The organism is Cupriavidus taiwanensis, from assembly GCF_900250115.1.
Classification (GTDB): Bacteria; Pseudomonadota; Gammaproteobacteria; order Burkholderiales; family Burkholderiaceae; genus Cupriavidus; species Cupriavidus taiwanensis_B.
In genome coordinates this window covers 382,445-406,029 of record NZ_LT984804.1, presented here as the reverse complement: position 1 = coordinate 406,029, position 23,585 = coordinate 382,445, and the positions used below count along the sequence as shown (strand labels likewise).

Sequence of the window (23,585 nt, the reverse complement as noted above, 5' to 3'; positions counted from 1 at the left end):
AGCCCGGCGCTGGGCTAGCGTCGCACCAGCGGGCAACCCGATTCCGCGATCGGCCTGAAGGCCTTGTCGCCCGGAATGGTGGCCAGCAGCTTGTAGTAGTCCCACGGATACTTGGATTCGGATGGACGCTTCACTTCGAACAGATACATGTCGTGCACCATCCGCCCGTCATCGCGAATGCGGCCGTTCTTGGTGTAGAAGTCCACCACCGGCAGCTCGCGCATCTTGCGCATCACTGCGGGCGCCTCGGTCGAACCGGCGGCCTGCACGGCCTTCAGGTAGTGCAGCACGGACGAATAAACCGCCGCCTGGCTCATGTTCGGCATGGCCCTGAGCTTGTCGAAGTAGCGCCGCGAGAAAGCCCGCGTCTGCGCGTTCATGTCCCAGTAAAACGCTTCGGACAGGACCATGCCCTGCGCGGTCTGCAGGCCGATCGCGTGGACGTCGTTGATATACATCAGCAGGCTGGCCAGCCGCTGCTTGCCGCCTGCGCGGATGCCGAACTCGCGCGCCGACTTGATGACGTTGACCAGGTCGCCGCCAAAGCTGGCCAGGCCGATCACGCCGGCATCGCTGCCTTGCGCCCGCACCACTGCCGACGAGAAATCGGACGCGCCCAGCGGGTGGCGCACCTCGCCGGCCACGCTGCCGCCCTCCTGCTCCAGCGCGGCACGGGCCGCGTTGACGATGTCATGGCCGCCGGCGTAGTCGGCCGTGATGAAGTACCAGCGCTTGCCGCCCTGTTTGGCCACGGTGCGCGCGACCGAGTTGGCCAGCGCATAGGAGTCGTAGGCATAGTGCACCGAGGTCGCAGAGCACAGGTCGCCGGTCAGGCGGTCCGAAGCCGGGCCGCTGAGGACCAGCACCTTGCCTTTCTCGCGGGCGACGTTGAGCACGGCCAACGCCGTCGCCGAGCCCGTCACGTCATGGATGGCGTCGACCTTGCGCACGTCGAACCATTCGCGCGCCTTGCTGGCGGCGATGTCGGCGCGGCCCTGGTGGTCCGCGACCACCAGTTCCACGTCGCGCCCCAGCACCTTGCCGCCGAAGTCGGCAATGGCAAGCTGGGCCGCCGTGGCGGTGCCCTTGCCGGAGATGTCGGCGTAGACGCCGCTCATGTCCAGAATCAGGCCGATCTTGACGGTCTCGGCGGCGCGCGCAGTCGGCGCCGCCAGAATCAGCGCGAACCATGCCCCGATGCGTACGCACGCCGCGGCAATTCGGAGCGAGCGTGCCAGGCCCTGCCATTGAGTATGCATAGTTGTCTCCTCGCCGTTCGATGCGGCGTTGTCGGGGGCTTTTGATAAGTGGGTACGTTTGCGGCGCTGGTGCGGCCTAGCCCATCAGGCCAGTGTCGCGGATCATCGCGGTCCAGCGCTCGCGCTCGGACTGCAGGAACCTGGCGTAGCTGGCGATGGTGCCGCCGGTGGGCGTGACCCCCAGCGCCACCATGCGCTCGCGCATGGCGGGCGCGCCAATAGCCGCCGCCGCTGCCGCGTGCAGGCGCTCGGCAACCGGCGCCGGCGTGCCGGTCGGCACGAACAGGCCGTTCCAGATTGGCACGGCATAGCCGGGAAAGCCCAGTTCCGCCACGGCCGGCACATCTGGCATGCTGGCCGTGCGCTCGGCGCTGATGGTAGCCAGTACCCGCACGCGGCCGTCCTGCACCAGCGGGCGCGTGAACGGCACGGTCATCACGGCGACGTCGATGCGGCCTTCCAGCAGGTCGGCCAGCGCCGGGCTTTCGCCCTTGTATGGCACGTGCACCATCGATACGCCGGCACGCTTGCTCAGGTATTCAAGCGCGACATGGAGCGGACCGAGCATGCCGGTGGACATGTAGGAGACCGCCCGCGGCCGCTTGCGCGCCGCAGCGAGGAGGTCGTCGAGCGAACGGTAGGGGCTGCCGGAGGCTACCGTCAGCACGTAATCGACATTGCAGAGGTAGGCTACCGGCATCAGGTCCCGCACCGGATCGTATGGCAAGGACGGCTGCGTAAAGGCCAGCACGATGTTGGTGCCCACGCCCCCAAGCAGCACGGAATAGCCGTCGGCCGGGCTCTTGGCCACGGCCGTGGCCCCGATTGCGCCCGCCGCGCCGACGCGGTTTTCCACTACCATCGGCTGCGCCAGCGAGGACTCCATGGCGCGGCCCAGCAGCCGGCCCAGCGTGTCGGTCGCGCCGCCGGGGGCAAACGGTACGACCAGGCGCACCGACCGGTTCGGATAGCCTCCGCCGGTCGCGGCCATCGCCGACGTGGCCGGCCAGGCCAGCGGCGTCAGCAAGCCTGCGGACAGGCCGCGCAGGACGCTGCGCCGCCGCGCCGAGATGCCGCGCCCCGGCACGCTCCCCCTGCCGTCTGCGCCGCCCACTTCATGATCGCCACCCACATTGCCGCGGCCCTCTGCATCCAGCACCTTCATGTCGTGTCTCCTCATGTTGCGTGGCCCGCGCGCGGTTCGGTGCCGGCGTGGGGAAATCACGGGGGCACGGCCCGGCTCAGACCCGGACCGCACTGACCGTAAGGCCGCCGTCGATATGCAGCGTCTGCCCCGTCATGAATCCGGAACGCTCGTCCAGCAGGAAAGCGATCGCATGCGCGATCTCTTCCGGCGCGCCGACGCGCTGCAGCGGCACCGCCGCCATCAGCGCCCGGGTCTTGGGGTCGTCCGGTGGGCTGGCCGTGCGGAACAGCTCGGTGGCGATCGGCCCCGGGGCGATCACGTTCACCGTGATGCCGGCCGTCGCCAGCTCCAGCGCCCAGGTCCGGCTCATGCCGATCACGGCGGCCTTGCTGGCGCTGTACGCAGTGCGGTTCACCTTGCCCAGCGCCGCGCGCGACGACAGGTTGACGATGCGCCCCGTGCCCTGCGCGCGCATGCCCGGCAGCAGCGCCTGGGCGCACACCAGCGCCGCATTGACATTGACGCGCATCGCATCGTCCATGTCGGTGAGCGAGGCGTCGTCCAGCGAGGTGGTCGGTGCCATGGCCGCGTTGTTGACCAGCGCATAGAACGGTCCCTGCGCGGCCAGCCCCGACACCAGCGCCCCCGTCTGCGCCAGGTCGTTCAGGTCGCAGCAATGGAAGGCCGGGTCGTCGGCCAGGTCCGCCGGCCGTGTCCGTGCCAGGCCGATGGCCTCATAACCATCCTCGCGCAGGCGCGCCAGCGTGGCGCGCCCGATGCCCTTGCTCGCGCCGGTGACCAGCACGCGTCGTCTTGTAGCCATCGATACTCCTTGTATTGGGAATGCGGTGCGGTCCCTAGCGCTGTGCGCCCAGCACCGCGCGTCCGATGATCAGCTTCTGGATCTCCGAGGCGCCTTCGTAGATGCGCATCGGCCGCACGTCCCGGAACAGCTGCTCGATCACGCATCCCTGCGTGATCCCAAGCGCGCCGAACAGCTGCACCGCGCTGTCCACCACGCGGAACGCGGCCTCGGTCCCGCCCAGCTTGGCCATCGCGGCCTCGCGGGTGATGGTGGCCTGGCGCACATCGCGCAGCCACGCGGCGCGGTAGACCAGCAGCGCTGCGGCTTCCATGTCCAGCACCATGTCGGCGGCTCGCATGCGCACGGTGTCCATTTCGGCCATCGGCTTGCCGAACAGCGAGCGGCTGCCCATGCGCGCCACGGTCTCGTCCAGCGCGCGGCGCGCGATCCCGACGGCGGCGGCGCCGACCGACGAGCGAAAGATGTCCAGCACCGACATCGCCACCTTGAAGCCGTTGCCCGGTGCGCCCAGCAGGTTGGCGGCCGGTACTTCGCAATGGCGCAGGTGCAGCGTGGCCAGCGGATGCGGCGCGACGATCTCCAGGCTGGTGTCGATGGTCAGGCCGGGGGTGCCGGCTTCGACCAGGAAGGCGGACAACCCCCTGGCGCCGGCCACCTGTTCCGATCGCGCCACGATCACGTAGTAATCGGCAATGCCACCGTTGGAGATATAAGTCTTGGCGCCGTCCAGCACATAGACATCGCCGCGCCGCGTAGCGGTGGTGGCGGTAGCGGCCACATCCGATCCGCCCTCGGGCTCGGTCAGTGCAAAGGCGGCGATCCGGCGGCCCTGCCGGCATCCGTCGAGGAAGCGCTCGCGCAAGGCGGCGCTGCCATGCAGCCACAGCGGCGCGGCACCGATGCCCTGCATCGAAAACACAAAGTCCGCCAGCGCCGAGCCGTACGACAAGGCCTCGCGCACCATGCATACCGAGCGCAGGTCCAGCGCCGGGCGTGCGTCACCCTGCAGCGTCGGCACCGCGTAGCGCAGCAGCCCGGCGTTGCCCAGCTCAGCCGCCAGGCGGCGGCATTGGGCTGGCAGCGGCAGGGCTTCCAGTTCCGACGCCAGCGCGGCCTGGCGCTGCTGCCAGTCATCGAGCTCGCGTGCCAGGTCGGCATGGCTGGCGTCGAAGAAGGGAAGATCCCAATGGGTCCATTTCAGCATCGTGCAGTCTCCTCGGCCGCAAGCATTTGCCGGGCCATCGTGCGCAGCTCGTTCTTGCGAACCTTCTCGCCGTTCGGGCTCGGGGTTACCGGAAAGGCATCGACGCGGAACACCCGGATCGGCACCTTGAACACCGCCAGCTGCGCCTTGCATGCGGCCAGCACCGCGGGCTCGGCATGGGTGTAGCCGCTGCCGCCCACGACAAAGGCCACCGGACGCGCACTGCCGTGGGCCTCCACGGCGACTACCTGGCACGCGGCGGCGCCGCTGGCAGCCAGCACCACCTCTTCGATCTCCAGCGGATTGACCAGGTAACCGCCGATGCGCAGCACATCGCCGATGCGCGACAGGTGCGTGAAGCCGCCATCGCCATTCAGGCAGGCCAGGTCGCCGGTACGCAGGTAGCCGTCGTCGGTGAAGGCGGCGGCGGTCGCCGCGGCGTCATCGAGATAACCAAGCATGACGTCCGGGGTGAGCAGTTCGAGTTCGCCCGATTCGCCTGGCGGCAGGCTCTCGCCGGTCTCCAGCGAGCGCACGCGCACGCGCGCGCCCGGCGCCAGCGGCACGCCGCCCGATTGCTCGCGCCGCGCCAGCGGCGCTTGCGCGGGCTGGCTGGCGAACAGCGCCAGGGTTTCGCTCAGGCCATAGCAGCCGCGCATGACAATGCCGCGCCGCTGCGCCCGCTGTGGCAATGCCGTCAGCCCCGGCGTGAAGTTGGCATGCCCGTACATGCGCAGCGCATGCGGCTTCCAGTCCGGGCCGCCCGCATCCAGCAGCTTGTCCAGCATGTCGTTGGTGCCGAACATGTGCGTGATGCCGTCCGCCAACAGCAAGCGCGCGGTTTCGACCGGCTCGAAATTCTCGACCAGCGTCAGCGGCACCTGGGCGGCCAGCGCGGACATGGCAACGGTGTAGCCGAAGGCGCCGCACAACGGGATCGCCAGCAGCAGCCTGGCGTCGCTGCCCAGCATGGCGAGACCGGCCGCCACGTCGCCAGCGTGCCGCGCCACGGGGCCCTGGCCATGAACGATCAGCTTGGGCTGGCTGGTGGTGCCGGACGAGGAAAGGATGATGCAGGGATCGCCGGCGTGGCCGCCGGCAACAGCATCTGGCTCGCCGCCGGCCAGGTCATCCAGGCCAACGCGCGCCAGCCGCAGCCAGGGGTGTGCCGTGGCGCTGGCACGCTCCGGCTGTGTTGCCGTCTGCGACAGCGGCACCGCCAGCGCAAGCGTGGCCAGGCTCTGTGGCTCCACCGTTCCCATAAGAGCCTCATAGTCCTTGCCCCGGTATGCCGGCATGTAGACCAGCGCCTTGCAGCGGGCACGCCGGATAAAGTCCCCGGCTTCCTTCGCGCCGTAGCGCATGTTAAGGCTCATCACGCTGGCGCCAATGCGGGCGCAGGCAAAGGCGACGCCGAGCCAGTCCGGCACGTTCGGCAGCCAGAGCCCCACCACGTCGCCACGGCCGACGCCATGCCGGCGCAAGCCGTCGGCGATGCGCAAGGCGCGCTGCCGTAGCGTGTCATACGTGATCGCGCTGCCTTCGAAGCGCAGCGCCACCGCATTGGCGGGCGCTGCTTCGAGCAAATCGAACAAGGTACGATCCGTCATCGTCGTCCTCGCTCAGACCGTACCCACCGGCGTCACCGGCGAGCCCACCGCGCCGGGCAGCCGCAGCGGCGGCGCTGTGAGCAAGAAACGGTTACGCCCGCTGGCGCGCAGCCATTGCGCCAGCGGCGTCAGATACCAGAGCTCGCCAAACGGCATGCCCAGCTTGAACAGGCACAGCTCATGCAGCGGCAGAAAGGCGCAGGGACCCGCCTGCGGGCGCGCGGGGATGGCCTCCACGCCGTAGTTGTCGGCCACGATGGCGGCGATGCCGCTGTCGATGATCCACTGGTGCAGCTCGCGGTCGCGCCCGTCAAGCGCCGCGCCGAAACGCTCGGCCATGTCCGGCTCAGGCTGGCGGTTGCGCTCCAGCAGCAGTTGCGCAAAACCGGTGTGCAGGCAAAGGATGTCGCCCGGCTCGACCGTCACGCCATCGTCGCGCATGATCTGCGCCAGTTGCCGGTAGCCAACGCGGGTATGACCGTCGCCAAGGTGGGCGCGCAGGTCCACCATCACCGCGCGGCCCTGCACGCCGTGCTCGGCGATCTTCTCGATGCCAAGCGCCAGCGCCCGCGACTGGCCGTCCAATGCCGGATCATCGTCCGGCCCCTGCACATCGACGCCGGCGCGAAAACCGTTGTAGTAGACCATCTCGTTCACGCCATCGCCGTCGGCATCGAAATGCCCGCCCACGTGCGCCAGCGCATCCCATTGCGTCGAGTACTGCAGGAACATGTGCACGTAGTCGTCGCAGACCACGTCAGTCAGGTCCGCGTTTTCGCGCGCCAGGGCGAAGTTCATGCCAAGCCCCAGCGCGCGCGGCGTCGGCTTGATCACGGGCGGGTGGCGCCGCGGGTTCAGCGCATTGCCACCCGGGAAATCCAGCGGCAAGCTCAGGCAGAAGCGCAGCCCTTCTTTGACCTCCGCCGCGCCCTGCCTGACCTTCTCCGGCGTGATCAGGTTGAGGCGGCCAAGCTGGTCGTCGGGCCCGAAATCGCCCCAGTTGGATTGCTCGGGCCGCTGCTGCCAGCGGGCCGGGCGCTGGCTTGCGGCGCCTTCCACCGGCCGGGCATGGGGGGCGTGCACGTACTTGTAAGGGGTCATGTCGTCTCCTCTGGAATGGAGGCCACTGGCGTGCCGGTGCCGGACGTGGTTGCCGGACGCTGGCCGTAGTCTCTGTTTTTTATTCCAGCGGAACGTCGATTACACTACAAGCAATTTTGATTAATCTGATTACATTGTGATCACGACCAAGAAGCAGGCGGCGCAACGCCCGGCGGAAACCCTTGTGGCAGGCACCCAAAGCCTGTCGCGCGCGCTGACGCTGCTCAAGTGCATCGGTGCCGCCCATGAGCGCGGCATCGAGCTGGCGGAATTACTGGCGGCAACTGGGCTGGACCGCAGCACGGCATTCCGGCTGGTGTCGGGGCTGGTGCAGGCAGGCTTTGTCGAGCGCGAGGCAGACACGAGGAAGTACCGCCTCGGCATCGAATCCATGCAACTTGGCCTGACCGCGATGAGCCGCGCGCCGGTGCTGGTCAGCTGCCGCCCGATGCTGCAATCGCTCGCCCGCCAGACCGAGGACACGGTCTTCCTCGTCATCCGCAACGGCGACTACGGGCACTGCCTGCATATGGAGGAAGGCAGCTATCCGATCAAGGCCCATACATTGATGGTCGGCAGCCTGCGCCTGCTGGGGATCGGCACCGCCGGCCTGGCATTGCTGGCCAGGCTGCCCGACACGGAGATCGACGCGCTATACCGGCGCCATCGCGAAGAATACGACGCCGCGGGCCTGACGCGATTGCGCCTGCTTGAGCTGGTAGCGCGCTCGCGCCAGCAGGGCTATTCCGAGAGCGAGAATCTTGTGACCGCGGGCGCCGGGGGGGGTGGGCGCGGCGTTTGAGATCAGCCCGGGAAACTATGCGGCCTTGAGTGTCGCTTCGGTCATGTCGAGGATGAACAAGACCAGGCGATCATGGGTGGCGGGACTAGTGCTGGAGGAGATCCGGAAGCGGGAAACGCAGCGGAATTCGGCGGGTTGAGTCAACCATGCGGCGGCGAAGTCGCCCCGCGCTGCGCGAAGGCTATCCTGCACAGGCCAACGGCAGCTGCCGGCCGCTATTTCTGCATCTGGCTGATCGCGCGCTCGCGCGACGCCTGCATGTCCTGCATCAGCCGGTACGCCGCGTAGTACTTGAAGATATTGCGCACATAGGTGGTGGTCTCGATGCCGATCTTCTCCGCCACCACAATCTCGACGTTGTCGAACCACTTGTCGGGATCCAGTCCGCGCGCCGCCGCTTCCTTGCGCATCTTGGCGATATTGCCCGGCCCGGCGTTATAGCTGGCAAAGGCGAACAGCGGCCGGTTCGCTTCCGAGAAATGCCGACATGGCTGCGCGCCTCCTGGTTCAGCTCTCCGCCTCGCACGGGTGCGCTGATGCGAAGCCGCAACAAAACTGCCTGGATGGGCGGCGGCCGCCACTTCGACCTACATCGTCGCCTGACCTGAGCCGCAGGATTTCAAGCTCGCCGGCGCTGAGGCGTGGAGAGCGCTGCAGGTTGCCCGCCTTGCGCGCCGCCGGCGGGTCCCGATCGGCGTATCCCCGGCCGGTCAGGCCCTGGGCCAAAGGATCAACTGCGTATTGCGAAAGCTGGCGATCAGGGCATTGTCGCCCTCGCGACGAACCTCGGCATCCCAGACCTGGGTGGTGCGTCCTTTATGGATCGGCCGCGCGGTGCAGGTCACGATGCCATCGCGGGCCGTTCCCAGCATGTTGCTCTTGAGCTCCACGGTGGTGAAGCCGCTGGCCCCTGGCGGCAAGCTTCGTACGGTTCCGTAGCCGCAGCATGTATCCGCGAGCGAGACTACCGTTCCCGCATGCAAGTACCCATTCCATGCTGCCAGCGCGCGACGCACTTCAAGCGTCGCCACTACCTCGTCTGGCTCTACCTTGACGAAGCGCATGCCAAGAAGACCAGGCAAATAGTCCGCACCGGCCGCATTCCATTCTTCCAGCGTAACGGGAGGGGCAATGTCCATGACTTGTCTCGGTTGAACAGGCAGTGCGCCATTCTACCGGCCTGCCTGCCAGCCAGCGCCAGGGCATTTCGCGGCGGCGGGCCGGGCCCGGTGTGTCAGATCACACCCGCGGCCCGCAACCGCGCCAGCTCTTCTTCCCCAATACCCAGTTGCCCATACACCTGCGCATTGTGCTCTCCCACATCCGGCCCGGTACGCGGTGACGGCGGCGCATAGCCGGAGAAGCGCGGCACCACGCAAGGCGCCGGCACCGTGCCCAGGTCCGCATCGGGCAGCCGCACGATGGCCTGGCGCGCCAACATTTGCGGGTCTTCGACGATATCGGCGATGCTGAACACCTTGCTGAACGGCACCTGGCAGTGTTCGAGCCGCGCCGCTGCGGCGGCATAGGGCTGCGCGGCGAACCACTCGGCGATGCAGCGATCGAGCGCGTCGATATGCCGCACGCGGCCGGCGTTGGTGGCGTACTCCGGGGCCTGTGCCAGGTCCGGCGCGTCCATGGCCTCGGCCAGCCGGCGGAAGGTGGCGTCGGACGAGGCCACCACGGTGACCCAGGTATCGTCCGCCGTGCGGTACATGTTGGACGGCGCGGCGTAGGTAGTGCGGTTGCCGGCGCGATGGCGCACATGGCCGAGCTGCTCGTATTCGATGGCGAGCGGGTCCAGCAGGCGGAACAGTGCCTCGGTGGCGGCCAGGTCGATCTCGCGGCCGGGCTGGCCTGGCCGGGCGCGCTGTTCCGCCACCGCGGTGGCAATGGCAAAGGCGCCGAAGAGGCCGGCGATCATGTCGCCAACCGGGTAGTTCATATGCATCGGCCCGCTTTGCGCCGTGCCGGCCAGGTTGGTGAAGCCGCTGCGGGCTTCGAAAATGCGGGCAAACCCCGGGCGCGTTGCATCGGGCCCGGTCTGGCCGAAGCCCGTCAGCCGCAGCACGATCAGCCTGGGATTGGCCGCGTGCAGCGTTTCAAGATCGAGCCCCCAGCGCGCCAGCGTGCCGGTGCGGAAATTTTCCACCAGCACGTCGAAGCGCGGCAGCAGGCGCAGGAAAATCTCGCGGCCGCGCGGCGTGCGCACGTCGAGTGAGATGCCGCGCTTGCCGCGGTTGGTCACTTTCCAGTACAGCGCGTGGTCCTTGGTGACGGGCTCGAGTCCGCGCAGCGGATCGCTGCCGTCGGGCAGTTCCAGCTTGACCACCTCGGCGCCCATGTCGGCGCACAACGTGGCGGAAAACGGTGCCGCCACCACGGTGGCCATGTCGAGGATGCGCAACCCGGCGAGCGGGCCGTTGCCCGGTGCTTCGGGCGATACAGGCTGGGCGTAGGTGTCTGGCATGCGGGTCTCCGGCGGCAGGTTGGTCCGCTGCAAGGTGGCAGGCGGCCGCCCCGGGCGCAAGTACGGTTTCGCTGTGCGGAACGGTCGTGCTACAACATTGACGCTCCCTTTCCCGGATCCCAGCATGGAACCCAAGCAACCACCGCATAGCATGGACCGCAACCCGGAACCCCTGCCCCTGCCCGGCCTGGCCAGCGAAGATGCCCTCGCCACCGACCGCCAGTTCGCCACCAACCTGTCGCGCGGGCTGGAGGTGCTGCGCGCCTTTACGCCGTCCAGCCCGGTGCTGGGTAACCAGGACATCGTGGCGCGCACCGGGTTGCCCAAGGCGACGGTGTCGCGGCTGACGTACACGCTGGGGCTGCTGGGCTTCCTCAGCCGCGTGCCCGGCAACCAGAAGTACCGGCTCGGCGCCGGCGTGCTGGCGCTGGCTTATCCGATGCTGGCCGGGCTGGCGATCCGCCAGGTGGCCCGGCCCTATATGGAGGCCATCGCGCGCGAAACCGGCTGCACCGTGAACCTGGGCATGCGCGAGCGCCTGTCGGTGGTCTACGTGGACAGTTGCCGGCTGGACCCCGGCAACTTCTACCAGCCGGACATCGGCAGCACGCGCCCGCTGCTGGCCAGCGCGATCGGCCGCGCGGTGTTGCTGGCCTGCAGCGCGGACGAGCGCACCGCGCTGCTGAACCGGCTGCGGGTCGAAGACCCGCAGCGCTTCAGCCAGGAGCGCCAGATGTGGACGGAAGACCAGAAGCATTTCCGCGCGCACGGCTATTGCCTGAGCCACGGCGAGTGGCGGCCCGAGATCCACGCGATCGCGGCGCCGCTGCGCCAGTCGCTGCACCAGGACCCGTTCGCGCTGAACTGCACCATCGCGGCCTCGCGCAATCGCGACAACCTGCTCGAGCGCGAGGTGGCGCCCCGGCTGCGCGAAGCGGTGCGGCAGATCGAACTGAGCTGCGCGCGCTGACCCGCTGCGGGACAGTGGCGCGGCCGGGCAGCCTGCCGGCAATGCCGGCAGGACCATGACCAGCGGCCCGCAAGAGGCACGCATCGGACCGACCTTGCGCCCGGCAACGTTCCGGCGCAGGCAACCAAGGAGACAAGATGAAGGCCTTTTACCCGTTGCGCCGGCTCGCCGCCGGCATGCTGGCCTGCGCCGCGCTGACGCCGGCGGCTACGCTGGCCGCCGCCAACGACGCGGCGCGCTTCCCGGAACGCCCGGTGCGGATCATCGTGCCGTTCTCGGCGGGCGGCGTGGTCGATTCGGTCACCCGCATCACCGCCGAGAACATGGCCAGGGTGCTGCAGCAGACGGTGATCGTCGAGAACAAGACCGGCGCCGGTGGCGCCATCGGCGCCGACCTCGTCGCCAAGGCGCCCGCCGACGGCTACACGCTGCTGGCGGTCAGCCCCAGCTACGTGGTCGGGCCGCTGCTCAATCCGTCGATCCAGGGCAAGGGCGGCAAGGCGTTCCGCGCCGTGGCCGGCATCGGCGCGGTGCCCAACGTGCTCGTGGTGCCGGCGTCGTCGCCGCTGCGCACGCTGCCGCAACTGCTGGACGCCGCGCGCAAGCAGCCGGGCTCGCTGACCTATGCCAGCGCCGGCATCGGCACCTCGAACCACCTCTCGGCCGAATTGCTGGCGCAGATGACGCACGTCAAGCTGACCCACGTGCCCTACAAGGGCCAGCCCGAAGCCCTCAGCGACCTGCTCGGCGCGCGCGTGTCGATGATGGCGCTGACCTCCGCCATTGCGCGCCAGCAGGTGCAGAGCGGCAAGCTGCGCGCCCTCGCGGTGACCTCGGCCAAACGCACGGCGGTGCTGCCCGACGTGCCCACCGTGGCCGAGGCGGCGCAGCTGCCGGGCTATGAAGTGGGCGCATGGTTCGGGCTGGTGGCGCCGCAGGGCACGCCCGACGCGGTGGTGCGCAAGCTGGCCGACGCCGCCGCGCGCGCCACCGCCGACCCGGCCACGGTGCGCCGCCTGGCCGAACTCGGCATGGAGCTGGCCCCGCAACCCGCCGCCGCGTTCGACCGCTTCCTCGATGCCGAAACGAAGAAATGGACCGGCGTGCTGAAGACCGCCGGCATCACGGCGCAGTAGCCCTGTCCCCGCCATCCTCAACCCACTACCGGAACCCCTTCCATGATCCGCGACTCCGCCCGCCAGCAAGCGCTGCTTGCCGAACTCCGCCGCTTCGTGCTGGAAACCTGCATCCCGCTCGAGGCGCAGATCGACCGCACCGATGTCATCCCCGAGCCCGTGGTCGAGCAGATGCGCCGCCTCGGCCTGTTCGGCCACAGCATTCCGGAGGCCTACGGCGGCGCCGGGCTGACCACCGAAGAGCTGGCGCAGGTGAACATCGAAGTGTCGCAGGCCGCCACGGTTTTCCGCGCCCGCTTCGGCGGCAATACCGGCATCGCGTCCGAGTCGCTGGTGGCCGACGGCACCGAAGCGCAGCGCCAGCGCTACCTGCCGCAGCTGGCCTCCGGCAAGATGACCGGCTGCTTCGCGCTGACCGAGCCGGAGGCCGGCTCCGATGCCACCGCGCTGCAGACCACGGCGACGCAGGACGGCGACCACTACGTGCTGAACGGCAGCAAGTGCTTTATCACCAATGCGCCGATCGCCGACCTGTTCACCGTGTTCGCCCGCACCGATCCGGGCACGCCGGGCGCGCACGGCATCAGCGCCTTCCTGGTCGAGCGCGGCACGCCGGGCCTGAGCACCAGCGAGCCGGAGCGCAAGATGGGCCAGCACGGCTCGCCCGTGGCCGACGTCTACCTGAAGGACTGCCGCGTGCCCGCCAGCGCCATCGTCGGCGGCAAACCCAATGTCGGCTTCAAGACCGCGATGAAGGCGCTGAACAAGCAGCGCATCAACCTGGCCGGCCTGTGCGTGGGCCCGGCGGTCCGGCTGGTCGACGAGATGGTCCGCTACGCGGCGCAGCGCCGCCAGTTCGGCAAGCCGATTGCCGACTACCAGCTGGTGCAGCAGATGATTGCCGACAGCAATACGGAGCTGCATGCGGCCCGCGCGCTGGTGCTGGAGACCGCGCGCAAGCGCGATGCCGGCGCGGACGTGACCATGGAAGCGTCGATGTGCAAGCTGTTCGCCTCGGAAATGGCCGGCCGCGTGGCGGACCGCGCGGTGCAGGTGTTCGGCGGCAGCGGGTACATGGCGCGCACCGTCGCGGAGCGCTTCTATCGCGACGTACGGCTGTTCCGCCTGTATGAAGGCACCACGCAGATCCACCAGCTCAATATCGCGCGCCGCACCCTGGAAGCGCGCGGCGCGGCACTGGAGGGCGCCGGCGCGGGCTGATCGCCGGTTTCCATGCACTACGGCGGGGCCGCCGGTGCTTGCGCATTGCGGTTCCGCAACGGTGCCCGGCCGCCAGTGCCGGGCGCCGGCAAGCCTCGCACCCGCACAGCAGCGCCCCGGGCCATCCGCGCCCGGCATTCGCGCAAACCCGGCACAAGTGCTAGATACAGCACCTTCTCGTGCGAAACACCCTTCCTGAATACCCGCAGCCTTGCGCTGCCGCGTGACCGATCGATCCGGGCAAACTAGTCTGCATGCAGACGTCGGATTGGTGGAAGTCCCGTCACAATCCTTGGCTAACACTGGCACAGTGGTCGCTACATGAACCGGGATCCCGTGGCATGCCGGCACCTGGCGCGCCATGGGGAACGTTGCGCCGCACCCCCCACGCATGGGCGGCTGGCTTTGGCGCAGGCGCCATGCAAGCCTTGTCGATTTCCTCCGATTTTCATCTCACCTGTTGAAGGACGACCGATGTTCTCCGAAGCCGAGCCTGTGCAATCCCGCCACCATGCCTCCCGCACCAGGGCACCGACCCTGCCGCCCTGGATCACGGCGCGGATGGCACAGCATTTCGAAGAGCGCATGGGCAAGCTCTGGGGCGGCGACCACCTGCTGCACGGGCTTGCGCCCGGACCGGACGCGCTGCACCTGAGCAGCAACGACTACCTGTGCCTGCTGGGCGAAGCCACGCTGGTGCAGGCACAGGTGCGGGCCTTTGTCGAGGATGAGCCGGAACTGCTGATGTCGTCCGTGTTCATGCACGGCGATACGCCGCAGCGGCGGGTCGAGCGCAAGATCGCCGACCTGATGCAGGCCGAGGACGGCCTGATCGCCCAGTCCGGCTGGGCCGCCAACGTTGGCCTGGTGCAGTGCATCGCCGGCCCCGGCGTCCCGGTCTATATCGACATGAACGGCCACGCCTCGCTGTGGGAAGGCATCATCGCCGCGGGCGCGCAGGCGGTGCCGGTGCGCCATAACGATTGCGATCATGTGCGCCGCCAGCTGGAGCGCTTTGGTCCCGGCGTGATCATGGTGGATTCGGTCTACAGCACCACCGGCAGCGTGGCGCCGCTGGTGGATTATGTCGAACTGGCCGAAGCGTCCGGCTGCGTGCTGGTGGTGGACGAATCGCACTCGCTGGGCACGCATGGCCCGCGCGGCGGCGGCCTGGTGCCGGCGCTGGGGCTGTCGGAGCGCGTGCATTTCCGCACCGCGTCGCTGGCCAAGGCCTTTGCCGGGCGCGCCGGTTACGTGGCCTGCTCCACCGCCTTCAAGGATTTCTTCGCGGTGGAATCGCGGCCGGCCATTTTCAGCTCCGGGCTGCTGCGCCACGAGATCGCGTGGTTCGACGCGGTGACGGATTTCATTGCCGCGGCCGACGAGCGCCGGGCGCGCCTGCATGCCATCACCCGCGACACCCGGGCCGCGATTGCCGCGCTGGGCTACAACATCAGCGAGGGCTCGGAGCAGATCATCGGGCTGGAGGCCGGCACCGAGCCGCAGGTGAAGGTGCTGCGCGATGCGCTGCAGCGGCGCGGCATCTTCGGCGCGGTATTCTGTGCGCCGGCCACGCCGAAGAACCGGGCATTGATGCGACTTACGCTGCATGCGAAACTTGGCGCCAGCGAAATCGACCGCCTGGTCGGGGTGCTCGCCAGCATCCGCGACGAAGTCCGGCTGGACGAGTGGTCGTCGACGCGCCGCGCCCGGCGCAAGTCCTGAAATCCCACAAGCGGGCCGCTGGCAGGCGGCCGCGAGGAGTAGCCCCGGAGATGGATGCAAAGGTAGCGCAAGCCGAGGTCGACCGCACCACCTTGGCCGGGCTGGCCCGCCAGGCATGGCAGGCGGTGTTCGAGACCGCCGCGCGGGCCACGCTGCTGGACGAGGAAAGCGTCATCCGCCTGCGCCGGATCCAGATGGTGGGCGCGCTGGGCGTGGTGGGACACCCGCTGTACTACGTGATCTGGTCCTATGTGTTTCCGCAGCCCTATGAAAACCTGTGGCTGCGGCTGGCCTGCACCGCGCTGTTCGTGCCGCTGCTGTTCGCCTCGGCGTTCTCGGGCCGGCGCTGGCTGCCGCCCTATGCGCTCTTTGCCATCACGGTAGGCCTGCCGTTCGCCTTTATCTTCTTCTATCTGGAGAATGGCGGCTCGATGGTATGGGCCGAATCGGTGATCATCGCCGTGGTGATCCTGTATCACTTCAACACCGCGTTCGCGACCATTGCCCTGTTCGCGGGCGCCGCCGCCGCGATTACCCTGTTCGTGCTGGCCGGCAATTCCATGGGCGGCATCCCGTGGGAGCCGGTGCTGCTGCAGCTGCCGGTGATCGGCTTCGTCATCGCGGTGCTGGTGGTGATCAAGATGGACCGCCAGCTGCTGGCCGAGCAGAAGCGGCGCGGCATGGCCGCCGCGCTGGCGACGGTGGCGCATGAGCTGCGCACGCCGCTGACCAGCCTGGCCATGACCGCCCGGGGCCTCAAGGCCCGGCTGCCCGCGGCGCTGGACCGGGACACGCCGCAGCGCGAAGGCCTGATGCAGGCGGTGGCGCGGATGGAATCAGACCTGGCCCATATCAGCAACAGCATCGAACTGCTGGTCGCCAATTCCAAGAACCCGGAAAACGCCACGCAGGCACTGTTCGAAGTGGGCGAGGTGATCCGCGACGCGGTCGGCCGCTTTCCGTTCGAGCCCGGCGACCAGGAGCGGGTCACGCTGGATCTGCCCGGCCGCGCCTATGTGATGGGCAACGCGCAGCTGTTCGGCCTGGTCACGACCAACCTGCTGAAGAACGCGCTGGAAGCGATCCGGCGCGCCGGCAAGGGCACCATCCATATCCGCTGCAAGGTCGAGTCCGATGCCGTCCACGTGATGTTCCGGGACACCGCCACGGGGGTGCCGCCGCAAGTGCTGGCACGGATGTTCCAGCCCTTTTTCTCCTACCCCGCGCACCGCGGCACCGGCATCGGGCTGGCGTTCTGCCAGAAAGTGCTCGGCACCTGGGGCGCCGCCATCAGCTGCCGCTCCGAGGAGCACGTATTCACCGAGTTCGACTTGCGCTTCCCGCGCAAGGAAAAATGGCCGGAGCTGCCGCGCCTTGACGCGCCTTGACGCGCCCTGACGCGCCCTGACGTACGCTGACGCGCCCTGACGTAAGCTGACGCGCCCCCCCCCCGCCGGCCCGCGCCGGCCGTTACACCACCCCGGCAGCCTTCAGCGCGGCCACCTGCCCGGCATCCATGCCCAGCAGGTCGCCCAGCACGCGCTCGGTATGCTGCGACAGCAGCGGCGGCGCGGCGCGCACCGGCACGCGTTCGCCGTCGAGCCGGTACGGCGGCGCCAGCACCTCGACCCGGCCGGTTTCCGGATTGGGCAATTCGGCCAGCAGGCCGGCCTCGGCCGAGCGCCTGGAGCGCAGGGCTTCGAGCAGCCCCAGCACCTCGCCGCACGGAATGCCGGCGGCGCTCAGGCGCGCCAGCAGCAGTTCGCGCGGGCGGCGCGCCAGTTCGGCGCGCAGTTCCGGCAGCAGCGCCTGGCGGTTGGCCGAGCGGCCGGTGTTGGTGGCGAAGCGTTCGTCGGCGGCCAGGTCCGGGCGTTCGATCACCTCGGTGCAGAAGCGCTGGAACTGCGCGTTGTTGCCGACCGTGATCACCAGCGGGCCATCGGCCGCGTCGAACACGCCGTAGGGCACGATCGAGGGATGGGCGTTGCCGTACTTGGGCGGGTCTTCGCCCATCAGCAGCGCCTCCAGGCCATAGTAGGCGGTGATCATCAGGCCGCAGTCATACAGCGCCATTTCCACATGGCGGCCCTGGCCGGTGCGCTGGCGGTCGTACAGCGCGGCCAGCACCGCCTGCGCCGAATACATGCCGGTGAACATGTCCACCACCGCCGTGCCGAACTTCAGCGGCCCCTGCCCTTCCTCGCCATTCAGCGCCATCAGGCCGGCCTCGCCCTGCACCACCAGGTCGTAGCCGGGGCGGGTCGCCTCGGGGCCATTGCTGCGGTAGCCGGTGATGGAGCAATACACCAGCCCCGGGTTGATCGCCTTCAGCGCCTCGTAGCCCAGCCCCATCTTGTCGATGCCGCCGAACTTGAAGTTCTGCACCAGCACGTCGCACTTCGCCGCCAGCTCGCGCACGATGCGCTGGCCTTCGGGCTGCTGCAGGTCGATGCCGATGGACTGCTTGTTGCGGTTGGCACTGTTGAAGTAAGCCGTGTTGCGGGTGCCGACGCGCAGGCCCCAGTCGCGCGTATCGTCGCCGCGGCCGGGGTGTTCGACCTTGATCACCTCCGCGCCCAGGTCGCCCAGCGCCTGCGTGCACATCGGTCCGGCCAGCACGCGGGACAGGTCCAGCACGCGCACGCCTGCCAGCGGCAGGCGCGGGGAATTATTGGTATCAGCCATGCGGCGATCTCCTTGTGTGTGTCTCTCGGGCCTGCGATGGATCGACCCGGGCTTCGCCCGGATTTTGCACTGTCAAGGCCGGGTCGACAATTCCATCAATCGTTGACACGGTGTCAATCAAAAATTAACACTCCCCTGCTCCCGGCCAGATCGCGGCGGCACACAGCGGGTTTACCTTAGGGCGCGGCTACACAAGAGTTTGGGGGGAATCGCCCTACTGGCCGGGCCCGCGCCATCCCTAGTATTGACTCACCGCGGCGACGCCAGCCTCGCCAGCGGGAACAGGCCAGACCCGCCTGCGACGCATCGCCAGTATCCCGGACGCCTTCGACCAGGCCAGCCGTGCACCCGCTGCACGGCTGTGGACGCGGTCGCCGATGCGGCCGTGGATGCGGCGGCAAAAAACCAAGGAGACAACCATGCTGCACGACCTGCCCGCCCGCCCCGAGACCATCCACTGGGGCTACTTCGATGCCACCCAGGCGCCCGCGCTGACCGTCAGGAGCGGTGACCTGATCCGCGCCGAAGCGGTGACCCACCATGCCGGCGACGCCCCCGACCTGATGATGGACGACGCCATCCGCGAGATCTACCGCAAGGTTCCGCACGACGACCGCCACCCGGGCGTGCACATCATGACCGGGCCGATCTATGTCGAAGACGCCAGGCCGGGCGACGTGCTCGAGGTGCGCTATCTGCAGATGATTCCGCGCTTCCGCTTCGGCGCCAATGTCGCCGCGAGCTGGGGCCAGTTGTACCAGGAGTTCGACAAGGAACGGGTCACCATCTACGAGCTGGACCAGCCCTCCAACACCGCGCACGCGCTCTACGCCTATGACTATCCCGGCAAGCTGACCATCCCCGGCAAGGTGGTCGACGAGCGCGAATGCTGCCGCCAGCCGGCGCTGGCCGGCGTGCGTGTTCCGGTGCGCCCGCACCTGGGCACCGCCGGCGTCGCGCCCGACGCACGCGGCCGCGTCACCACCGTCGAGCCCGGCCTGCACGGCGGCAATATCGACAACTGGCGCATCGGCGCGGGCGCCACCATGTATTACCCGGTGCAGGTCGACGGCGCGCTGTTCTCGATCGGCGACCCGCATATCTCGCAGGGCGACGGCGAAGTCAGCGGCACCGCGATCGAGGCCTCGCTCAACGTGCTGTTCCAGATCGTGCTGCGCAAGGACTTCCACTTCCCCTCGCCGCTGCTGGAAACGCCGGACTGCTGGGTCGTGCACGGTTTCCATGAAGACCTCGATGAAGCCGGCCGGAACGCCGCCCGCGACATGATCCACCTGCTGACCGAACAACAGGGCCTGTCGCGCGACGACGCCTACTCGCTGATGAGCGTATCGGCGGACTTCGGCGTGACCCAGGTGGTCGATGGCACCCAGGGCATCCACTGCACCATGCCGCGCACCATCTTCCCGCCCAAGGCCAGGGGCTGAGCCGCCGCCATCCACGGAGAACGCGCATGCAATACGTCTACATAGGCCGCAACGAACTGGTGGCACTGGTGGTCGGCCTGGTCACCGGCACGTTGTACTCCTGGCTCAACCTGCCGATTCCGGCGCCGAACGTCACCGGCGGGATCTGCGCGATCCTGTTCACGTACCTCGGCTACCTGATCGTGCACGCGTGGCGCCGGACCATCGCCTTCGGGCGGCCGCCGGCCAGCCGCCGAGCCACCGCAATCGATGCATCGGGGGAATGACATGGTCGAAATCGCATTGGGCAGCACCGAGCTGCAGGCCGCGGCGGTTGGCCTGGTGACGGGTCTTCTTTACACTGCGGTACGGGCGCCGATACCGGCCCCGAACGTGCTGGGCGGCATCTTCGCCATCCTCGGCACCTTCGCCGGCTTTGTCCTGGTAGCCGCGATGCGGGGGCAGCTGCTGATCGGCTAGGGCATCGCCAGGCCTTTGCCAGCAACGTTGCGCGGGCGCGGCGGAGCGCCATCTCCGCCGCCCCGGCGCTGTGGCAGTCAGACGCCAGGGAGGCTCCATTGCATCTACAGCGTTTTTCCACCGAAGCGTATCCGCGCAACCGGCGCGGCGCCGCATGGCGCGACGAACTCAGGGCGGCGCGCCTGCAGTGCGAGAGCCTGTGCGCCGACCACACCCTGCACGGCACGATCCAGTCGCGCACCACGCCTGCCGGCATCGGGCTGACCTGCATCGCGTCGGTGCCGCAGACGCTGGCCATCACCGCCGGCGACGGCCGCGGCCTGATGCTGCTGATGCTGACCGAGGGCGAAGCGCACCTCGCCACCCCGGACCTGCGCGAGCCGTTGCGCCCCGGCCAGTTGCTGTGCGTGCCCGGGCACGCGGCGCGCAAGGTGGCGCTGACCACCGGCTTCCGCCTGCTGATCGTGCATATCGGGCAGGCCTTGCTGCACGCGCGCATCACCGCGCCGTTGCCGCGCTCGGCGCTGGTGCTGGGCGGCGACGCGGCGGAACTGTTCGCGCGCCTGCTGCAATCCATGGCGGCCAGCATCGACACCCTGGTGTGCGCCGGCGACCGGGCGGTCCAGCCCTTCGACAGCACCATCGTCGCCTGCCTGGGCGCGGCCCTGGCGGACCACCAGCCGAGCGCGCCGCCGGACATGACGCCGTCGCGCGCGGCGGTGTTCGCCCGGGTCTGCAGCCGCATCGACGCGCGCCTGGCCGAGCCCGAGCTCAGCCTCGCCGCCATCGCCGCCGACGAACACATGTCGGCGCGCTACCTGCAGAAACTGTTCGAGAAATCCGGCAGCAGCTTTTCCGCCTACCTGCGCACCAGCCGGCTGGAGCGCTGCCGCGCCGACCTGGCCAATGCGCAGTACGACAAGCTCTCGGTCTCCGACATCTGCTATCGCTGGGGCTTCAACGATGCTTCGCACTTCAGCCATGCGTTTCGCGAGCAGTTCGGGATCTCGCCGCGCACGTACCGCGAGCAGGCCGCGGGCACGCCCACGCCGCGCCCGCCGCTGAATGTGTCGCGCGGACTTCCGGCCGATGCCAGGCGTGGCGCCGCGCAACCGCGCGCGCCGGCCAACGACGGCGTGCGCGCACGCGTGCAGCCCGGCCCGTCCGTGGTGCCCATCACCCAGGCCCGCTCGCACGCGGACCGTCCGCAAGGCCGGCACCACTGGCTGCAGGCGACCGACAAGACCGTGCACTGGGGCTACCTGAGCCACGCACTGCCGCCCGTGCTGGAGGTGATGTCGGGCGACACCGTCACCATCGAAACGCTGACCCAGCACGCCTCGGACGACCGCGAGCGCATGATCGACGGCGACGCCGGCGCCGAAAGCGTGTTCCACTGGAGCGCCGGGCAGAAGAACGTCGACCGCCGCGGCGCCGGCCCGATCGATGCCTCGGTCTACGGGCGCGGTGCCGGCGAGGGTTTCGGCGTGCATATCTGCACCGGCCCGGTCGCGGTGCGCGGCGCCATGCCCGGCGACGTGCTCGAGGTGCGCATCCTCGACGTGCGCCCGCGCCCGTGCGCCAACCCGCGTTTTGCCGGCCGCGCCTTCGGCAGCAACGCCGCGACCTGGTGGGGCTTCCACTACCGCGACATGCTGACCGAGCCGCGCGAGCGCGAAGTGGTGACGGTGTTCGAGATCGACTGCGAACGTGCCGACGGCTGCGCCCGCGCCGTCTACAGCTTCCGCTGGACGCCGCAGCGCGATCCGTTCGGCGTGCTGCATGCCACCATCGACTATCCCGGCGTCCCGGTCGATCACGACACCATCGTCAAGAACCACGACGTGCTGCGCGATATCGAGATCCCGATCCGCCCGCATTTCGGCGTGATCGCCGTGGCGCCGGCGCAGGACGGGCTGATCGACTCGATCCCGCCCTCCAGCTTTGCCGGCAACCTCGACAACTGGCGCGTCGCCCGCGGCGCCAGCGTCTACCTGAAGGTGGCGGTGCCGGGTGCGCTGCTGTCGATCGGCGACCCGCATGCGTCGCAGGGCGATTCCGAGCTGTGCGGCACCGCCATCGAATGCTCGCTGACCGGTGAGTTCCAGCTGATCCTGCACAAGAGCACCATGATCGAACGCGGCGCAGCCTTTGCCGACCTGAGCTACCCGCTGGTGGAGACCGCCGACGAATGGATCCTGCATGGCTTCAGCTCGCCCAACCACCTGACCGAGCTGGGCCAGATGGCGCAGAGCCACATCTACCTGAAGTCCACGCTCGACGACGCCATGCGCGATGCCTTCCGCAAGACCCGCCGCTTCCTGATGACGGTCAAGGGGCTGAGCGAGGACGAGGCGGTGACGCTGATCTCGGTGGCGGTGGATTTCGGCATCACGCAGGTGGTCAACGGCAACTGGGGCGTCCACGCCATCATCCGGAAGGCCTTGTTTACGCGGCCGTGAGGGTCCGCGGCACAGGATGCCCGGGCCTGCCGCCGGGCCCTATAGTATTCTGGCGGGTTCCCCGACCCGTACCACGAGATTGATGCCACACACCGAAGACGCACTGCCCGGGCACGAAGCCTCGGCCATCCATGAACCGCGCCTGTGGCGCGACAAGGGCTGGACCGCCCGCGTCATCAAGAACGAGGATGGCGAAGGCTGGGCGGTCGAAATGATCCGCGACGGCAGCGCCGAGCCGGCGCTGGTCGGCCCCTGGACCATGGGGCGCAACAAGGTCGACCCCAAGCCGCTCGATGCCACCGCGCACCAGACCCTGGTCAAGACCGCCTCGGAAGTGATCCGGCGCCATGAGCAGCAGCTGCACGCGCAGCTCAACAAACAGGTCAGCATCGAAGCCGAAGCCGGCAGCGTGACCGTGAAGCTGGCGATCACGCCCGATGAGTTCGAGCCCTTCGGCACGCTGAGCGCCGAGGATGCCTTCGGCGAGGTGCTGGCCACCATCAGGGTGCGGCCCGACTTCCGCCTGACGCGCGACAGCGCCGAGCGCTGGGCCGCCAGCGGCTTCGACCGGATTCGCTAGCAAGCTCGATTACTTGCGCAGCCGCAACAGCTCGGCGTAAGAGACCAGCTTGCTTTTCTCCTGGGCCAGCGTCTTGGTCCTGGCAGCCGGGCGCTTAGGCTGGCCGCGCTCGAAGCGGGCGGCGGCGCGTTCGTCCTCGCGCGCGTAGGTACGTTCGGACCGGGCTTCGGCCTTCAGCCGTTCCGAATCCAGCCGCGCGGCGGTGCGTTCCTCGCGGGCAATATCCTGCGCGGCCGACATGATCTCGGCTCGCAGCAGGTTGCGCCTTTGCCTGGCGGCGGCACGGGCCGCCTGCAATTGCGCCTTGCGCTGTCGCAGCCAGTCCCTGCGATTGACCGGCGCGGGCCTGTCCTCTGCCGCCACGCTCAGGCGCAGAGTCCTGCTGAGCGAGACTTTGTCCGCCAGCAGTTTGCGCCGCGGTTCCTTCGCATTACTCACGCTGCGTCACTCTCCAGCTGCATGTGGTTGTCGCCCATGCATCAC

21 protein-coding genes and 1 pseudogene are annotated in these 23,585 nt (G+C 68.8%); 11 read left to right on the top strand and 11 right to left on the bottom strand.

The window, feature by feature from the left end; translation table 11 throughout:
* Positions 1 to 14: 14 nt before the first annotated feature.
* The 6 genes from CBM2586_RS18665 to CBM2586_RS18640 all read right to left on the bottom strand — a co-directional run bounded on the left by CBM2586_RS18665 (position 15) and on the right by CBM2586_RS18640 (position 7,147).
* Positions 15 to 1,259, bottom strand: coding sequence for an ABC transporter substrate-binding protein (locus CBM2586_RS18665; protein WP_115689115.1), 1,245 nt, complete (start codon positions 1,257 to 1,259; stop codon positions 15 to 17).
* A 76-nt stretch (positions 1,260 to 1,335) separates the two neighbouring features.
* A complete protein-coding gene (locus CBM2586_RS18660) occupies positions 1,336 to 2,424 on the bottom strand; it encodes a Bug family tripartite tricarboxylate transporter substrate binding protein (protein ID WP_172583363.1) in 1,089 nt (362 codons plus the stop codon).
* A 76-nt stretch (positions 2,425 to 2,500) separates the two neighbouring features.
* Positions 2,501 to 3,229 carry an SDR family oxidoreductase gene (locus tag CBM2586_RS18655; RefSeq protein WP_115665492.1) on the bottom strand — a complete coding sequence of 243 codons (729 nt, stop codon included), beginning with the start codon at positions 3,227 to 3,229 and terminating at the stop codon, positions 2,501 to 2,503.
* A 34-nt stretch (positions 3,230 to 3,263) separates the two neighbouring features.
* The gene (locus CBM2586_RS18650) at positions 3,264 to 4,436 is read right to left on the bottom strand and encodes an acyl-CoA dehydrogenase family protein (protein ID WP_115689113.1); all 1,173 of its coding nucleotides are present in this window, start codon (positions 4,434 to 4,436) and stop codon (positions 3,264 to 3,266) included.
* Positions 4,430 to 6,046, bottom strand: a complete 1,617-nt coding sequence (locus CBM2586_RS18645) for an AMP-binding protein (protein WP_115689111.1) — start codon at positions 6,044 to 6,046, stop codon at positions 4,430 to 4,432. Before CBM2586_RS18645 ends, CBM2586_RS18650 begins: the two co-directional genes overlap by 7 nt.
* Before the next feature lie 12 nt (positions 6,047 to 6,058).
* Complete coding sequence (locus CBM2586_RS18640) at positions 6,059 to 7,147, bottom strand: cyclase family protein (protein ID WP_115689109.1); 1,089 nt, start codon at positions 7,145 to 7,147, stop codon at positions 6,059 to 6,061.
* 184 nt (positions 7,148 to 7,331) lie between these two features.
* Between CBM2586_RS18640 and CBM2586_RS18635 the strand changes: the two genes are divergently transcribed.
* Positions 7,332 to 7,949: an IclR family transcriptional regulator gene (locus tag CBM2586_RS18635; protein WP_240987966.1), complete on the top strand. Its 618-nt coding sequence runs from the start codon at positions 7,332 to 7,334 to the stop codon at positions 7,947 to 7,949.
* Positions 7,950 to 8,164: 215 nt separating this feature from the next.
* Here the strand turns inward: CBM2586_RS18635 and CBM2586_RS18630 are convergent.
* The 3 genes and pseudogenes from CBM2586_RS18630 to CBM2586_RS18620 form a co-directional block, all read right to left on the bottom strand.
* Positions 8,165 to 8,440 (bottom strand): annotated as a pseudogene (locus CBM2586_RS18630) (lytic transglycosylase F); the annotation flags it as partial.
* Between the two features lie 219 nt (positions 8,441 to 8,659).
* Complete coding sequence (locus CBM2586_RS18625; protein WP_115689107.1) at positions 8,660 to 9,088, bottom strand: PaaI family thioesterase; 429 nt, start codon at positions 9,086 to 9,088, stop codon at positions 8,660 to 8,662.
* A gap of 95 nt (positions 9,089 to 9,183) precedes the next feature.
* On the bottom strand, positions 9,184 to 10,419 hold the full coding sequence (locus CBM2586_RS18620; RefSeq protein WP_115665498.1) for a CaiB/BaiF CoA transferase family protein: 1,236 nt from the start codon (positions 10,417 to 10,419) through the stop codon (positions 9,184 to 9,186).
* Positions 10,420 to 10,543: 124 nt separating this feature from the next.
* Between CBM2586_RS18620 and CBM2586_RS18615 the strand changes: the two genes are divergently transcribed.
* The 5 genes from CBM2586_RS18615 to CBM2586_RS18595 all read left to right on the top strand — a co-directional run bounded on the left by CBM2586_RS18615 (position 10,544) and on the right by CBM2586_RS18595 (position 16,859).
* Complete coding sequence (locus CBM2586_RS18615; protein WP_373424243.1) at positions 10,544 to 11,389, top strand: IclR family transcriptional regulator; 846 nt, start codon at positions 10,544 to 10,546, stop codon at positions 11,387 to 11,389.
* Between the two features lie 137 nt (positions 11,390 to 11,526).
* Positions 11,527 to 12,525: a tripartite tricarboxylate transporter substrate binding protein gene (locus tag CBM2586_RS18610; RefSeq protein ID WP_115689103.1), complete on the top strand. Its 999-nt coding sequence runs from the start codon at positions 11,527 to 11,529 to the stop codon at positions 12,523 to 12,525.
* A gap of 42 nt (positions 12,526 to 12,567) precedes the next feature.
* Positions 12,568 to 13,746, top strand: coding sequence for an acyl-CoA dehydrogenase family protein (locus CBM2586_RS18605; protein ID WP_115689101.1), 1,179 nt, complete (start codon positions 12,568 to 12,570; stop codon positions 13,744 to 13,746).
* A gap of 474 nt (positions 13,747 to 14,220) precedes the next feature.
* Positions 14,221 to 15,471, top strand: coding sequence for an alpha-hydroxyketone-type quorum-sensing autoinducer synthase (gene cqsA, locus CBM2586_RS18600; protein ID WP_115689099.1), 1,251 nt, complete (start codon positions 14,221 to 14,223; stop codon positions 15,469 to 15,471).
* Between the two features lie 50 nt (positions 15,472 to 15,521).
* On the top strand, positions 15,522 to 16,859 hold the full coding sequence (locus tag CBM2586_RS18595; RefSeq protein WP_115689096.1) for a sensor histidine kinase: 1,338 nt from the start codon (positions 15,522 to 15,524) through the stop codon (positions 16,857 to 16,859).
* 82 nt (positions 16,860 to 16,941) lie between these two features.
* Here the strand turns inward: CBM2586_RS18595 and CBM2586_RS18590 are convergent, their stop codons facing one another.
* Positions 16,942 to 18,156 carry a CaiB/BaiF CoA transferase family protein gene (locus tag CBM2586_RS18590; RefSeq protein WP_115665504.1) on the bottom strand — a complete coding sequence of 405 codons (1,215 nt, stop codon included), beginning with the start codon at positions 18,154 to 18,156 and terminating at the stop codon, positions 16,942 to 16,944.
* 419 nt (positions 18,157 to 18,575) lie between these two features.
* Here CBM2586_RS18590 and CBM2586_RS18585 point away from each other — a divergent pair, with 419 nt between their 5' ends.
* From CBM2586_RS18585 to CBM2586_RS18565, 5 genes are all read left to right on the top strand, one after another.
* Positions 18,576 to 19,601 (top strand): acetamidase/formamidase family protein, encoded by a 1,026-nt coding sequence (locus CBM2586_RS18585; RefSeq protein WP_115665505.1) that lies wholly within the window; start codon positions 18,576 to 18,578, stop codon positions 19,599 to 19,601.
* A 26-nt stretch (positions 19,602 to 19,627) separates the two neighbouring features.
* Positions 19,628 to 19,867 (top strand): XapX domain-containing protein, encoded by a 240-nt coding sequence (locus tag CBM2586_RS18580; protein ID WP_115665506.1) that lies wholly within the window; start codon positions 19,628 to 19,630, stop codon positions 19,865 to 19,867.
* Between the two features lies 1 nt (position 19,868).
* Positions 19,869 to 20,060 (top strand): DUF1427 family protein, encoded by a 192-nt coding sequence (locus CBM2586_RS18575; protein ID WP_115665507.1) that lies wholly within the window; start codon positions 19,869 to 19,871, stop codon positions 20,058 to 20,060.
* Between the two features lie 98 nt (positions 20,061 to 20,158).
* Positions 20,159 to 22,522: an acetamidase/formamidase family protein gene (locus tag CBM2586_RS18570; protein WP_240987965.1), complete on the top strand. Its 2,364-nt coding sequence runs from the start codon at positions 20,159 to 20,161 to the stop codon at positions 22,520 to 22,522.
* Between the two features lie 82 nt (positions 22,523 to 22,604).
* The gene (locus CBM2586_RS18565; protein ID WP_115665509.1) at positions 22,605 to 23,102 is read left to right on the top strand and encodes a hypothetical protein; all 498 of its coding nucleotides are present in this window, start codon (positions 22,605 to 22,607) and stop codon (positions 23,100 to 23,102) included.
* 9 nt (positions 23,103 to 23,111) lie between these two features.
* Here CBM2586_RS18565 and CBM2586_RS18560 read toward each other — a convergent pair whose 3' ends face one another.
* Positions 23,112 to 23,540 (bottom strand): hypothetical protein, encoded by a 429-nt coding sequence (locus CBM2586_RS18560; protein ID WP_115689092.1) that lies wholly within the window; start codon positions 23,538 to 23,540, stop codon positions 23,112 to 23,114.
* Positions 23,541 to 23,585 lie beyond the last annotated feature (45 nt).